General features: G+C 46.8%; 13 protein-coding genes. 12 read left to right on the plus strand and 1 reads right to left on the minus strand.

What is annotated here, in order from left to right; all coding sequences use genetic code 11:
- Positions 1–7: 7 nt before the first annotated feature.
- From liaF to serC, 11 genes are all read left to right on the plus strand, one after another.
- Positions 8–1,024, plus strand: coding sequence for a cell wall-active antibiotics response protein LiaF (gene liaF / locus FGT79_RS21200; RefSeq protein ID WP_138754823.1), 1,017 nt, complete (start codon positions 8–10; stop codon positions 1,022–1,024).
- Between the two features lie 6 nt (positions 1,025–1,030).
- Complete coding sequence (locus FGT79_RS21205; protein WP_138754824.1) at positions 1,031–2,065, plus strand: sensor histidine kinase; 1,035 nt, start codon at positions 1,031–1,033, stop codon at positions 2,063–2,065.
- A gap of 23 nt (positions 2,066–2,088) precedes the next feature.
- The gene (locus FGT79_RS21210; RefSeq protein ID WP_138754883.1) at positions 2,089–2,727 is read left to right on the plus strand and encodes a response regulator; all 639 of its coding nucleotides are present in this window, start codon (positions 2,089–2,091) and stop codon (positions 2,725–2,727) included.
- Positions 2,728–2,801: 74 nt separating this feature from the next.
- The gene (locus FGT79_RS21215) at positions 2,802–3,215 is read left to right on the plus strand and encodes a YugN family protein (RefSeq protein WP_138754825.1); all 414 of its coding nucleotides are present in this window, start codon (positions 2,802–2,804) and stop codon (positions 3,213–3,215) included.
- Between the two features lie 185 nt (positions 3,216–3,400).
- Positions 3,401–5,074 carry a S1C family serine protease gene (locus FGT79_RS21220; RefSeq protein WP_138754826.1) on the plus strand — a complete coding sequence of 558 codons (1,674 nt, stop codon included), beginning with the start codon at positions 3,401–3,403 and terminating at the stop codon, positions 5,072–5,074.
- A gap of 74 nt (positions 5,075–5,148) precedes the next feature.
- A complete protein-coding gene (locus FGT79_RS21225) occupies positions 5,149–5,841 on the plus strand; it encodes a response regulator transcription factor (protein ID WP_138754827.1) in 693 nt (230 codons plus the stop codon).
- Between the two features lie 4 nt (positions 5,842–5,845).
- Positions 5,846–7,357 carry a sensor histidine kinase gene (locus FGT79_RS21230; RefSeq protein ID WP_138754828.1) on the plus strand — a complete coding sequence of 504 codons (1,512 nt, stop codon included), beginning with the start codon at positions 5,846–5,848 and terminating at the stop codon, positions 7,355–7,357.
- A 46-nt stretch (positions 7,358–7,403) separates the two neighbouring features.
- Positions 7,404–8,375, plus strand: a complete 972-nt coding sequence (locus FGT79_RS21235) for a 4-hydroxy-3-methylbut-2-enyl diphosphate reductase (RefSeq protein WP_138754829.1) — start codon at positions 7,404–7,406, stop codon at positions 8,373–8,375.
- A gap of 384 nt (positions 8,376–8,759) precedes the next feature.
- On the plus strand, positions 8,760–9,821 hold the full coding sequence (gene aroF, locus FGT79_RS21240) for a 3-deoxy-7-phosphoheptulonate synthase (RefSeq protein WP_138754830.1): 1,062 nt from the start codon (positions 8,760–8,762) through the stop codon (positions 9,819–9,821).
- Positions 9,822–10,157: 336 nt separating this feature from the next.
- Positions 10,158–11,582, plus strand: coding sequence for a type I glutamate--ammonia ligase (gene glnA / locus FGT79_RS21245; RefSeq protein WP_138754831.1), 1,425 nt, complete (start codon positions 10,158–10,160; stop codon positions 11,580–11,582).
- A 216-nt stretch (positions 11,583–11,798) separates the two neighbouring features.
- Entirely contained in the window at positions 11,799–12,884 is a 1,086-nt protein-coding gene (serC, locus tag FGT79_RS21250; RefSeq protein WP_138754832.1) for a 3-phosphoserine/phosphohydroxythreonine transaminase, read from the plus strand.
- Between the two features lie 121 nt (positions 12,885–13,005).
- Here serC and FGT79_RS21255 read toward each other — a convergent pair whose 3' ends face one another.
- Complete coding sequence (locus tag FGT79_RS21255; RefSeq protein ID WP_138754833.1) at positions 13,006–13,728, minus strand: response regulator transcription factor; 723 nt, start codon at positions 13,726–13,728, stop codon at positions 13,006–13,008.
- Positions 13,729–13,878: 150 nt separating this feature from the next.
- Between FGT79_RS21255 and trmL the strand changes: the two genes are divergently transcribed.
- Positions 13,879–14,343: a tRNA (uridine(34)/cytosine(34)/5-carboxymethylaminomethyluridine(34)-2'-O)-methyltransferase TrmL gene (trmL, locus tag FGT79_RS21260; RefSeq protein ID WP_138754834.1), complete on the plus strand. Its 465-nt coding sequence runs from the start codon at positions 13,879–13,881 to the stop codon at positions 14,341–14,343.
- Positions 14,344–14,465 lie beyond the last annotated feature (122 nt).

Consider the following 14,465-nt stretch of genomic DNA (forward strand, 5'->3'; position numbering starts at 1 on the left):
AGACGGCATGAACGGAAATTTCGCAAACCGGTTATTCACCGGGTTAGTCATCATTGCAGTTGGCGTTTTGTTTTTGCTTAGGCAGACAGGTCATGTGACCTTTAATATCGGTGATATGATTTCTACGTACTGGCCAGTCATTCTTATTATTGTCGGAATTCGAGGCTTGCTGTCCAGCCGGACACATGGCTCGGGTTCAAGCTGGTGGGGTGCAATTGTATTGCTGATCGGCGTTGTCTTCCTTGGACGAAGCTTGGAACTATTCTCCTGGTCGATTGGCGATATTGCTCCTTATATTTGGCCTGTTGTCGTTATTTTAGTCGGCATCAACTTAATATGGCGGCCCAAATCAAAGCGTCAGGCTCCTCCTACGGATGATTGGAAGTCGTATCAGTCTTATTCGGAAGGACCAGAGGTTCCTCCTGCACCGCCATTGCATCCAGATCCTACTCAATCACAATTTCAAGATTTGGGTCAGAAGACGAATCGGGAAGACGTACAGGAAGCCTATGAACCGTTCGCATCTGGGAAGAAGGAATTCAAGGAATGGAAAAATAACTTTAAATCAGAGCATAAGAAAAATACTGGTGATTGGAAAAGAAACCATAAAGAGCATGTGGAATGGTGGAGTCATGGCGATTCCAATACGCAAACACGATCGGGCTTCATTGGTGACATTCATATCGGTCATGATTACTGGGATTTGAAGCCGCTTAATATCTCTCATTTCATTGGAGATACGGTGCTTGATTTGACAAAGGCTCAGGTGTCTCAAGGGGAAACGAAAATTCATATCTCTTCCTTTATAGGGGATGTGAAAGTATTCGTTCCGAATGATTACGAGGTCGGCGTGCAAGTCATATCCAGCGCTTTTATCGGTGATGTCAAAATATTAGGACAGAAGGAAGGCGGCATATTTACGAATATCAACATTCAATCGCCTTCTTATCAAGAAACCGATAAAAAAATCAAACTGATCGTTAGCACGTTCGTTGGAGACGTTCGTGTGACGAAGGTAGGGTGATCGGGTATGATGGTTCGTTTTCTTCGAAGTGGGAAGTGGGAGCTTATCGGAATGTTCGTCATCGCCTCCGTAGTGTCGCTTGTGCTTGGAGCGGTTACTTGGGCTAGCCTGATTGATGAAGCGGGAAAGACGGAAGTGCGCCTTGGGGCCGCCTCCGTCTTCCTGCTTGTGAGCGCTGGTTTCGGTTATTGGGCGGCACAGCGAATAGGCAGGCGTATCGATACGCTGCATCTTTCATTGAAGCAGGCTGCTAACGGGAATTATGGCGTTCGTATAACGGAAAACGGACATAATTCATTTATTGAGGTCTATCGGGAATTTAATGAGCTTGCAGGCCAAATGGAAGAGAAAATGAAATGGCTCCAAATGCGCGGTGAAGAATATGTGATGACGGAATCGGCTTCTAATGAAGCGGCGGTTCTAGAAGAGCGGAAACGGCTTGCCCGTGATTTGCATGATACGGTTAGTCAACAGCTTTTTGCCATTCATATGTGCGCGTCCTCGCTGCCTAAGCTGCAGCAGGTTGATCGCGAGCGTGCTGATTCCGTGCTGGAACAACTCGTCAGCATGTCAAATACGGCTCAAAAGCAAATGAGAAATTTCATCGCGCAGCTGCGTCCGATGGAGCTTGAGGGCAGAACGCTGCATGAAGCGTTAGATAAATGGTTTCCCGATTACTGCCGGCAAAATAAGCTGCAGGGTGAGCTTGAATGGCGTCTGAAGGAGCAGCTGTCCGAAGCAAAGGAGCATCAGTTGTTTCTGATCGCACAGGAGGCAATGGCTAACATTGTCAAGCATGCTGGAGCAAACGGCTGCACGTTGACGCTGACTGATAATGAGCGTCAGGTTGTCATGATTCTGCAGGACGACGGCGTTGGATTCAAGCCTGATGAGGTTAAACGCGGCTCCTACGGCCTTTCGACGATGCAGGAAAGAGCGCAGAAGCTGGGCGGAGCAGCGGAGATATGGAGTAAGCCAAGCGGTGGGACGAGAGTGAAAGTGACTATACCTAAGATGCTGAAGGGAGATCGTGAAGCGTGAGCGGAGCAGAACAAATTAGAATTATGATTGTGGATGACCATGATATGGTTAGAACAGGTCTTCGAACCTATTTGATGCTGGAGCCTAAATTTCATGTCATTGCGGAGGCAAGCAACGGACAGGCAGCTATTGATCTGCTGGAGAAAACGGCGGAGGATATAAGACCGCAAATTATATTGATGGATCTTATGATGCCAGGCATGGACGGCATTGAAGCAACAAGAGCAATCATAGCAAATCATCCAAGCATGAAAATCGTGATGCTGACGAGTTTTCTAGAAGACGACAAAGTTTATGGTGCGATTGAGGCAGGTGCAGTGAGCTATGTCCTCAAAACCGTTTCAGCAGAAGAGCTAATCTATGCCATAAGCGGGGCATTCAAAGGGATGCCAGTCATGACGGCGGATGTTTCGCAAGCTTTAACACGCGGTCTCCGGCAGCGAACGGCTCAATCAGGCGATGAAGGGTTGACGGAGCGGGAGAAAGAAGTGCTGCTGCTCATCGCCGACGGTCAATCGAATAAGGAAATTGCGGAAGAGCTGCATATTAGTATCAAAACCGTCAAAACGCATGTAAGCAACCTACTAATGAAGTGTGAGCTCGATGACCGGACACAACTGGCCGTGCTTGCTCATCGGAAGGGCTGGGCGAATCGCACATAAAGGATGAATGGGCCGGGCATACTACCCACTAGCTGAAATAATATGAAATTCGCTAGTGAAAAGGAGCAGCTGTCATGATACCTATTTCGTCTGTGCTGGAGTCTCGGGAGCAACATTTTCTACAAACGAAGGAGCTGCTGGAATCACAGCAATTCACCCTTGGCGGCAATTGGGAATATGCTGGCGGTTCCTTTGACCGCTCCCTTGATGATGCTCATAAGGTTTGGCTTCGCATACCGTTCGAAGTGACTGCTGGGCATATCGATGTAAGTGAAGCGGATAATGAGGCAACGATTAAGCTGGGTACACCTTACGTGCTGAAGCATCTCTATCGGGAAGGCAATGATCCCGAAGCATCGGTTCGTGTTGTTGGCGCATTATTCGATCAATTCCAATCGCCTTCCGATCCCGATGCTCACGTGGAGCCGAAGTGGGTTGATCAGGCTAAGCAGGCGTTACAAGAAGTAGAGCAGCTTTTTCCTCATTAGAAATTGAATCGTGTAGAAAAACGTTTCCAAAATGAATTTGGAGCGTTTTTTTTATGTCTGTTTAAATTCCTTTTAAGTTTGTTTTAAGGTAGAATGTGCATGATAGAGCTATACCAAATAACAGACTTCGTGCTAGAAGACAGTACGCGAGTGTGATGCAATAAGATTCAAGGAGGAGAACGAACATGGATGATCAAAACAACAAAAAAGGCTTTGATGATTTTTTTGGAAAAAAAGATAACGAGCAAGGGGCTGCGGATAACAGCGAAAGTATTAACGCAGAACAACGCGAATCCAATGATTCACAGGAGCAAGCGGCTAAGCCTTCTTACTACTATTCTTACGGACCGTTCAGAGCGGGGGGCAACGAAAGTGCAAATGCTGTAGACTCAGAATACAGTGCCGAGAAGCCTAAGGTGATCCAAGACGAGCCTTATGGAGATATTCAACGTTCCCAGTCTAGCGCATCGGAAGCGCATGGGCAGCTGGATTCGCAGCCGGATGAAGAGCAAGTTAGGCCTCAAGTTCCAGTTCAGTCCCAAATCCGGTCATTCAACCCATCGCCGCAAGCTTCGAAAGGTGCATGGCAGGTACGTGAGAAAAAACGGACATCTTTTAGAGCGATATTTGCTTCTTTTCTAGCAGGCGTTATTCTCGTAGGCACTTTGATGTATACGGCAGATATTAACAACTGGTTTACAAATGAGCAAGCAGTTGCGAACAACACGCAGCCAAGCGGAACAGGCTCAACGGCTGCGGTTGGAGCAGGAAACACCGGTGGCGCTTCCACCGTTGCAGCTAGACCCGACAACATAGCACAGTTGTTCGAGACAGCTAGTCCAGCGGTCGTCAAAATCGAAACCTATGTGAATACGGCAAAGCGGAGCACCAGCGGCAGTATGCTTGACGATTCATTTTTCAGACAGTTTTTCGGCGATGACTATCCGGGTACGGCTGAGCCTGAAACAGGAACGAAGCAAGATGATAGTCAAATGCAGCAATCCGGTATCGGTACAGGTTTCTTCTTCGAATCAACGGGTTATATTCTGACCAATCAGCATGTGGTTGGCGAATCAGATCAGATCAAAGTCATTGTGCAAGGCTACGATAAGCCATTCACAGCAGAGTTGCTTGGTTCGAGTTATGATCTAGATTTGGCTGTACTTAAAGTTACTGGAGACAAAGCGTTCCCAACACTGCCGCTTGGCAATTCCGATAACATTAACATCGGCGACTGGGTAGTGGCAATCGGCAATCCATACGGCTTCGATCATACCGTTACGGTTGGTGTGCTGAGTGCGAAGGAACGTCCAATCGATATTCAAGATACACAAGGCGAGCGCAAATACGAGCATTTGCTGCAAACAGACGCTTCTATTAATCCCGGCAACTCTGGTGGTCCTTTGCTTAATGTAAACGGCGAGGTAGTTGGCATTAACACGGCTGTAAGTTCACAAGCGCAAGGTATCGGCTTTGCGATCCCCACAAGCACGATTCAAGAAGTGCTTGAGAACCTTAAGAATAATACGACGATTCCTAAACCAGCAGTGCCTTATATCGGCGCAGAGCTTCAAGACGTAACGGCTGATATCGCGAAGCAGCTGGGCATGGATTCAGTAGAAGGTTCAATCGTTCGTAATGTATACTATAATTCTCCAGCTTATCTCGCTGAGCTTCAACAGTTCGACGTGATCGTCGGCATTGACGGCAAGAAATATGCAAATACACAGGCGCTTATTGCTGCGATTCAAACGAAGAAGGTCGGCGATAAGGTAGACCTTAATATCGTTCGAAAAGGCAGTGCGATGAATTTGCAGGTTCAGATCGGCGATAAGAATACGGCTGGTGCACAAGAATAGAAATGATTGCCACGCAAAAAGCGCAGAGAGATGGCGACTCTGTGCTTTTTGCTGCAACTAAAGGGGATTATTAGATGAGACAGCACATTGTAGTAGTGGATGACGATGATAAGATCATATCTTTGCTCAGACGAAGCCTTGCTTTCGAAGGCTATGAAGTAACAACCGCATCGAACGGCATGGAAGGGCTGAAGGTACTGCTGAAAGCAGAACCTGATCTGCTCATCCTTGATGTTATGATGCCGCAGGTGGACGGCTGGGAGGTTTGCCGCCGCGTACGCGAGAGCGGAAGCACCGTGCCAATATTGATGCTGACAGCGAAAGATGATGTTGTTGACCGAGTAAAGGGACTCGATCTCGGTGCAGATGATTACTTAGTCAAGCCGTTCGCGCTTGAAGAGCTGCTCGCTCGTGCCCGCGCTTTGCTGCGCCGCAAAACTGACAAAATGGAGCAATCTAGCAATCAGCTATTATATGAAGATTTAATTTTGGATATGGATGCGAGAGAGGCAATTCGCTCTGGGCGTCGCATAGAGCTGACATCCAAGGAATACGACTTGCTGCTGCTGTTTATGCAGAATCCGCGCCGCGTTCTTACCCGTGATTCAATTATGGAAAAAATATGGGGTTACGACTTTAGCGGCGAATCGAATGTACTTGAGGTATATATTGCGATGCTGCGCCAAAAGGTAGAGGACGGAGGCAGAAACCGGCTGATTCAAACGGTTCGCGGCACCGGCTATGTGCTCCGCGGAGAGGCGGGTTAGGCATATGTCTATAAGGCTGAGGCTTACATTATGGTATTCTGGCTTGCTTGCCGTCACTCTGCTTGTGTTCGGCATTACGATTTATTTGTTTATCAATTGGAATACGTACTCAGATCTGAAAGAACAATTGAAGGATCAAGACCGTAATATTGTTGTTACAGGTGGCACGACATTCTGGGACAAATATGATCTCAATTTGGACCGTCAGTCGCGGATCGAAGAGAAGGATATGTATATCCAAATCGTCAACTATGTTGAAGGCGCTGTTAAACAATCCTCCAACTTGCGGCAGCTCGGCTTCGTTATCCCCTATTCAGAAGCTTCAACGAATCCTGAAGTAGATATCGTTAGCATTCAGGTGGAAATCAATAAACAAAAATATACGATGATGATTCATCAACGACCGTTGCTTCAGAACGGTAAGCTAGTTGGGCTTCTTCAGGTTGGCGCCATTCCATATAACGAAGAACAGTTTTTGAATGGTGTTCGTACAACACTTATTTTCTCATCTTTGATCGTCGTGCTGATTGCGTTTACCGTCGGTTTATTCATTGCCCGGCAGGCGCTGCGCCCAATTGAGAGAGTCATTCGCGCAACCCAGCAAATTGAGAACGGTTCGGATTTGAGCATGCGGATTCCCGCTATGGGGCCTAAGGATGAGATTGGCCGATTGGTCAGTACGCTGAATGTCATGCTGGAGAGGCTGGAGATGGCCTACAACGAGCTGGATGAGGCTTATAAGGCACAGCGCAGATTCGTATCCGATGCTTCACATGAATTGCGAACGCCGCTTACGACCATCAGAGGCAATATAGAGCTGCTAGAGCGGATGTGGACGAAAGTTCGGGAAACGAACCAGAATGCAGAGACAGGCGAGTGGATGCCTCTCGATCTTGATCGGTGGGAGCTCTCTAGAGAGTCGATGAGCGATATTTCGGCTGAGGCTAAGCGCATGAGCACGCTCGTAAATGATCTGCTTGCGCTGGCTAGAGCCGATGCGGGCTACACAATGGAGAAAACGCCGCTTGATCTGATCCCGCTGACAGAAGAGGTTGTTAGACGAGCGCAGCTGCTTCCGCGGAGCGCAGATTGGGTAGTCGGTGATCTCTCCGCGCTTGAGGATGTTCGCGTGAATGCCAATCATAACTATTTACAGCAACTGCTGTTTATATTTATTGAGAATGCGTTCAAGTATACGCCTGAAGGTGCAATCGTGCTGAGTGCAGTAAGAAACGAGCAGCAGATTGGATTTGTTATTCAAGATACAGGCATCGGCATGAACCCAGAGGAGATTCCACATATATTCGACCGCTTTTACCGCGCCGACGAATCAAGAGGAGTTACGGTTGGAACTGGCCTTGGCTTATCCATTGCCAAGTGGATCATTGATGAGCATCAAGGCTCGGTTGAGGTGACAACGCGAGAGGGAGCTGGAACGAAGTTTACCATTTGGCTGCCGTTAAGCTTTTCTGACACGTCTCATTCGTCTATAATAGTAGCAGCGGATGAAATATAGGAATTATACTTAATAGGTATATCCGGTCAGAAAGCAGGTGCAAGGAATGGAAATCGTAAGAATATCACCGCGTGGCTACTGTTATGGCGTCGTTGATGCGATGGTGCTGGCGTTGCAAACGGTCAAAAATCTAGAGCTTCCACGGCCCATCTATATATTAGGCATGATCGTCCATAACGCGCACGTAACGGATTCCTTCGAGAAGGAGGGGGTTATCACGCTGGATGGTGCGAATCGTCTTGATATTTTGGATCAGATTGACAAGGGGACGGTTATATTCACAGCGCATGGTGTCTCTCCAGAAGTTAGATTGCGCGCACGGGAGAAAGGCTTGTCCGTCGTGGATGCGACTTGTCCAGACGTAACGAGAACGCATGACTTGATTCGTGCGAAGTCTGCCGAGGGCTACCATATTATTTATATCGGCAAGAAGGGGCATCCAGAGCCGGAAGGAGCCATTGGCGTTTCACCGGATCAGGTTCATCTGATCGAGCGTGAAGAGGAGATTGCTTCGCTCGATGTACCCGAGGGCCGAATTATTATTACGAACCAAACGACGATGTCGCAGTGGGATATTCGTCATATTATTAGCCGCCTCTTAGAGCGCTATCCATCTGCAGAGGTTCATAACGAAATTTGCATGGCCACACAGGTACGTCAGGAGGCTGTTGCTGAGCAGGCTGGTGAAGCGCAGCTTACGATTGTCGTCGGTGATCCGCGAAGCAACAATTCGAACCGGTTAGCCCAGGTTTCTGAGGAAATCGCCGGCGTGAGAGCCTTCCGCGTCTCCGATGTGTCAGAGATTCAGCAGGAATGGCTAAAAGGAGTAGATCGTGTTGCAGTCACATCCGGCGCTTCGACGCCTACTCCGCTGACCAAAGAGGTGATCAACTATTTGGAGCAGTATGATCATAACAATCCAGACACTTGGGAAATCCGTCGGACGGTGAACATGAATAAGCTGCTGCCTAATGTGCGGGTGAAATCGACTACAGCGACAGCAGAGAAAACAGAATAATTGTCATAAGTACAAGGGGAAGGACAGTAAGTACATCGTAAAAGATAATTCGCGGTGTGCTTGTTTTCCTTCTTTTTTTGCTATAGGGGTTGACGTAAAACGGACAGTCATGTATATTTACTTTAGTGATTAAAAGCGTAGAAGCTTAAAAGCTACGAAGCATAAAAGTCTTAAAGGATTTTAGTCAATGTGCAGCCACTGATGTTCAATACGGATACTAAATTGAGTAAATGCTTGCGATGCGGGCTTTGCTTCAAATAGAAGAAAGTATATCCTTTGGCTATACATTCTCTATATTTCTTGTAATGAAATGCGTTCCCCCGCCAGAGGACAGCGACAGGCGTTTCTATTTAATCCAACAAATAAAATTCAGGAGTGATCCCCATGATCGTAATTACAAATGCAAACATTGCAGAAGAGCGCATTACCGAAATTGTTGCCCATATTGAGAAAGCAGGTGTTCAGGCGCATGTATCCAGAGGTACGGACCGCACGGTTATCGGCATCATCGGCCTTGCTGAGCCGACGCTTGCTGAGCATTTGCGCCAAATGAAAGGTGTAGAGAACGTTATTAAAATTTCGAAGTCCTACAAGCTTGCAAGCCGCGACTTCCATCCAGACGACACGGTGATTGATATTAAAGGTGTGAAAATCGGAGGAAGCAACCTCGTTATTATGGGCGGGCCTTGTGCGGTCGAAACACCGGAGCAAATTGATGAAATCGCAAGACTGGTGAAAGCGGCTGGCGGACAGGTATTGCGCGGAGGCGCGTTCAAGCCGCGCACAGGGCCTTACAGCTTCCAAGGTGTAGGCGTAGAAGGTTTAGTGATGATGGCGGAAGCAGGGAAGAAGCACGGGCTTCTGACGATCACTGAGGTTATGACACCTGAATACGTTGACGTGTGTGCAGAGTACGCTGACATTCTGCAAGTTGGCACGCGCAATATGCAAAATTTCGATTTGCTGCGCAAGCTGGGAACCATTCAAACGCCAGTTCTGCTCAAACGAGGCTTCAGCTCTACTTACGATGAATTCCTCAATGCTGCCGAATACATTCTGGCAGGTGGTAATCCGAACGTGATGCTCTGCGAGCGCGGAATCCGAACGTTCGAAACCTACACGCGCAATACGCTTGATTTGTCTGCAATCCCTGTTCTGCAATCCCTTAGCCATCTGCCCGTAATCTCGGACCCGAGCCATGGAACAGGCCGTCGTGAATTGGTAGAGCCGATGTCGAAAGCATCAGTAGCAGCAGGAGCGAATGGGCTTATTGTAGAAATGCATACAGATCCGGACAATTCAATGACTGGAGATGGCGTGCAATCACTCTTCCCGGACCAATTCGCTAACCTTTTGAAGGATTTGGAGAAGCTTGCTCCGATCGTGGGCAAGCAATTCGATACAGAGAAAGCACCGGCGGAAGCTTTTCAAGAATGGAAAATCTAATTTAGCTCAATAATAAAGCTTTGCCAGTCCTTCAATGGACGGCAAAGCTTTTTTTGATGAAGGGATAGCTATTTCTTCAGATTGAGCAAAGGTATCGGAGTAACGCGCAGCCTATGCTAGTTAAGGGATGAGAGCAGTTCTATCATCCTTTTTAGGATGAATTGTGAACAACTGTTCAAACTTGTAAGTATAGCTTACATAGCTTTAAAAAATACCTTACATAGCTATTGACGGAGATTAAGAGCTAGTTTTATAATAACGACATGGATTTGGAGCAATAATTGAACAATACCTGTTCAACACTACGCTAATGTTCGGAAATGGAGGAAATTATTAATGTCAGTTCAAAACGTTTTGGACAATATTAAAGAAAACAGCATTCAGTTTGTAGATTTCCGCTTCGTGGATCTTCTAGGTCATGCTCACCACATTACACTGCCAGCAGCTGAGGTAGACGCTGATACTTTCGTAAACGGTGTAGCATTCGACGGTTCATCGATTCACGGTTTCCGTGGAATTGAGAATTCCGATATGGTTATGATTCCTGATACAGAATCCGTATTTATTGACCCTTTCACTGATCACCCTACACTAAACATTATGTGTAATATTCATACTCCTGAGGGCGACCGCTATGACCGCGATCCGCGCAGTATTGCTCAAAAGGCTGAAGAGTATCTTCAAACTACTGGCATCGGTACGACAGCATTTTTCGCACCAGAGCCTGAATTCTTCATCTTCGACGAAGTTCGCTACGAAAGCTCAATGAATTCTTCCTCTTACATGGTTGAATCCGAAGAAGCTGGCTGGAACACGAACCGTAAAGAAGAAGGCGGCAACCTTGGTGGTAAAATTCCAGTAAAAGGCGGCTATGTTCCTGTAGCGCCAGTTGATTCCCAACAAGATATCCGCAGCGAAATGGTTCGCCTATTGCAAGAGTCGGGTCTTCGCGTTGAGCGTCATCACCATGAAGTTGCTACAGCAGGTCAAGCAGAAATTAACTTCCGTTTCGATACACTTACAAAAACAGCTGACAACCTGATGAAATTCAAATATATCATTCACAATACAGCTCGCCAATACGGCAAAACGGCTACTTTCATGCCGAAGCCGCTTTTCGGTGACAATGGTAGCGGTATGCACGTTCATACTTCTATCTTCAATGGCGACGAGCCAATGTTCTACGACAAAGGCGCGTATGCAAACCTTAGTGAACTTGCTATGCATTACATCGGCGGCGTGCTTTACCACGCTCCGGCTTTGATCGCAATCACTAACCCAAGCACGAACTCGTTCAAACGTCTAGTGCCTGGTTATGAAGCTCCAGTTAACCTTGTATTCTCGAAAGGTAACCGTTCTGCAGCTATTCGTATTCCGATTGCAGCTGTAACACCAAAAGGTTGTCGTATCGAGTTCCGTACACCGGATAATACAGCTAACCCGTACCTTGCATTCGCAGCTATGCTGCTTGCAGGCCTTGACGGTATCAAGCGCAAGCTTGATCCAGTAGCTCTTGGCTACGGTCCATTCGACAAAAACATTTACGAATTGCCAGAAGAAGAGAAAAAAGAAATTCGCAGCGTTCCTGGAACGCTTGACGAAGCGCTTAGCGCTCTTGAAGCTGATTCCGATTTCTTGACAGAAAGCGGCGTGTTCACGAAAGAATTTATCGAGAACTACGTAGCAATCAAACGCCAAGAAGCGAAAGCAGTTGCAATCCGTATTCATCCGCACGAGTTCAGCCTTTATTACGATTGCTAATCCAATCGCTATGAAATATAAGAAACGGGTCCTTATGGGGCCCTTTTTTTTATGGATTATGAGCGAAATGTAAATGAAAACCGAATGTTTATTGTCGTTATTTCGACATACGTTCGACTTTTAGTTTTTTGAAATTGCGGAATACACTTGATGAAGGCCTTCAAAATTGCTATCATAGCCATATCATATAGAAACTATAGAGGTGGGTATCCGAAGATGACACGAGCATTTAACTTCAATGCAGGACCAGCCGCAATTCCACTTGAGGTGCTGAAGCAAGCGCAGGAGCAATTCGTTGATTATCAAGGTGCAGGTATGTCGATTATGGAGATGTCTCATCGCAGCAAATTGTACGAAGCTGTAAACAATGAGTCGCAATCTTTGCTTCGTGAATTGTTCGGAATTCCTGACAATTACGATGTTCTATTGCTGCAAGGCGGCGCAAGCACACAGTTTGCCTTGCTGCCCTTGAATCTTCTACAGCCAGGCAAGCCAGGTGCTTACGTTATGACTGGAGCATGGGCGGACAAAGCGCTGAAAGAAGCGAAGCTTGTCGGAGAAACGGTTGTAGCTGCATCGACAGAAAGCGACAAGTTCATGCGTATGCCGACCTTGTCCGAGATTGAAGTTCCGAATAACGCATCCTATTTGCATATTACTTCGAATGAAACAATCGGTGGAACGCAGTTCAAGGAGTTTCCAGAAACAGGAGACATTCCGCTTATAGCAGACATGTCGAGCGACATTCTTAGTAAACCGGTTGATGTAAGCAAATTTGGTGTGATCTATGCAGGTGCTCAGAAAAACTTGGGACCATCGGGCGTTACACTTGTTATTATCCGTAAGGACCTTGTTGAGAATGGCTCGAAATCCATTCCTGCTATGTTCCGTTACAGCACGCATGCGAAGTCGGGCTCGCTATACAACACGCCGCCTTCATTCTCTGTGTACATGATGAATCTTGTATTGCAATGGATTAAGGGTCAAGGCGGGGTTGCTCAGCTGGATCTGATTAACCAGAACAAAACGAAGCTGATCTATGATGCCATTGATCAAAGCGGAGGTTTCTACAGCGGATGTGCGCAGCCGCAAAGCCGCTCACTTATGAACATTACGTTCCGGATTCAAAGCGAGGAGCTTGAGAATCTGTTTGTCAAACAATCAGAGAAGGAAGGCTTCGTAGGTTTGAAGGGGCATCGTGATGTAGGCGGCCTCAGAGCTTCTACCTACAATGCAGTACCGCTTGAGAGCTGCCAAGCGCTTCAACAATTTATGATTGATTTCCAGAAACGCAACGGTTAACAATCGGAATACCCTTGCTGGCGAGCAGCAGAGGTAGCACAAAGCCGCTCTCTCCTTCCTTGAATCAGGAGAGAGCGGCTTTCATTTGAGTTATAGGAAAGTTTGGGAGTGTGATCAGTTCTTAGGCTTGCAGAGCAGAACTTTCAGCGACATGAGGGCCGCCTAGCTTGTAGCCTACATTGCGAACCGTCATGATGTACTCAGGTGTACGTGCGTTTTTCTCGATTTTGTCACGCAAATGGCTAATATGAACGTCAACGATTCGCGTATCGCCAAGGAAGTGATAATCCCATACGCCGTGCAGCAGCTGTTGGCGGCTAAGCACCTTGCCCTTGTGGCGGCAAAGAAATAGAAGCAGCTCGAATTCCTTAGGGGTAAGCTCAACGGGTTTGCCGTCGATGAATACTTCACGCTGTTCGACTTGAACCTTCAACCGTCCAATATGGAAGGTTGTGTCATCCGAAGTGCCTGGAAGGGACTGGACTCTGCGTAATATAGCTTGAATGCGTGAAACCAGCTCTTGCGGGCTAAAGGGTTTGGTCATATAGTCATCGGCACCGTTATCGAGACCTGCAATTTTGTCTGTCACATCCTGAAGCGCAGTAAGCATGACGATAGGTACGGCATTGCTTTGCTTGCGAAGCTCGCGGCATACTTGGATGCCGTCCATTTTGGGAAGCATGAGATCTAGTACGATCAAATCCGGGCGAAAAGGCTTAAGCATATCGAATACTGCTTCGCCATCGCCTACGCAGCGCACATCGTAGCCTGCCAGCTTTAAATTAAATTCAATCAGCATCGAAATGGATGGCTCGTCATCCACGACCAATATTTTTTTTCGCATGGTTCAGCTCTCCTTCATGTGTTTCCGCCTATTCTGTTTCTTATTATGAGGGTGGAAATTATGCTTGAGATTAACGGTACGTAAAGTGGGTGTAAAAATATTGTTCGTTTTCGTGTATAATAGGCAAAATGAGAGGTGAGAAGGACAGATATGCCATTTCATATTGTTTTGGTAGAACCGGAAATTCCGGCTAACACAGGCAACATATCACGTACCTGTGCCGCAACCGGTACAATTCTGCATTTAGTTAGACCGCTTGGCTTCGATACGGATGACCGAACATTGAAGCGCGCGGGATTGGATTATTGGCATTCGGTACATATCGAGTATCATGATTCCTTTGAAGAGGTGCTGTCTGCTTATCCGCAGGGGCGTTTTTTCTATGCCAGCACAAAGGCAAGCAAGCCGTATTCACAATTCGATTATCGAGATGGCGATTTTTTTGTTTTCGGTAAGGAAACGAAAGGTCTGCCTCAGGAGTTAATAGATGCGAATAAGGAAACTTGTATTCGAATGCCGATGACAGATAAAGTTCGATCGTTGAACTTATCGAATTCTGCAGCAATCATTGTGTACGAAGCACTTAGGCAAAATGATTTTCCTGGCCTTGCATAATAAAGTTTCTCTATTTATCATTTTTTGGGTTTTATTAGCGGGAAAACACTTTTTTATTGCAGGATATTAAGAAATTATGAAAATAGGAAGGAAAAGCCGAAGTGCCATCGAAAGACTATAAC

This window comes from Paenibacillus sinopodophylli (genome assembly GCF_005930355.1).
Lineage (GTDB): Bacteria > Bacillota > Bacilli > Paenibacillales > Paenibacillaceae > Pristimantibacillus > Pristimantibacillus sinopodophylli.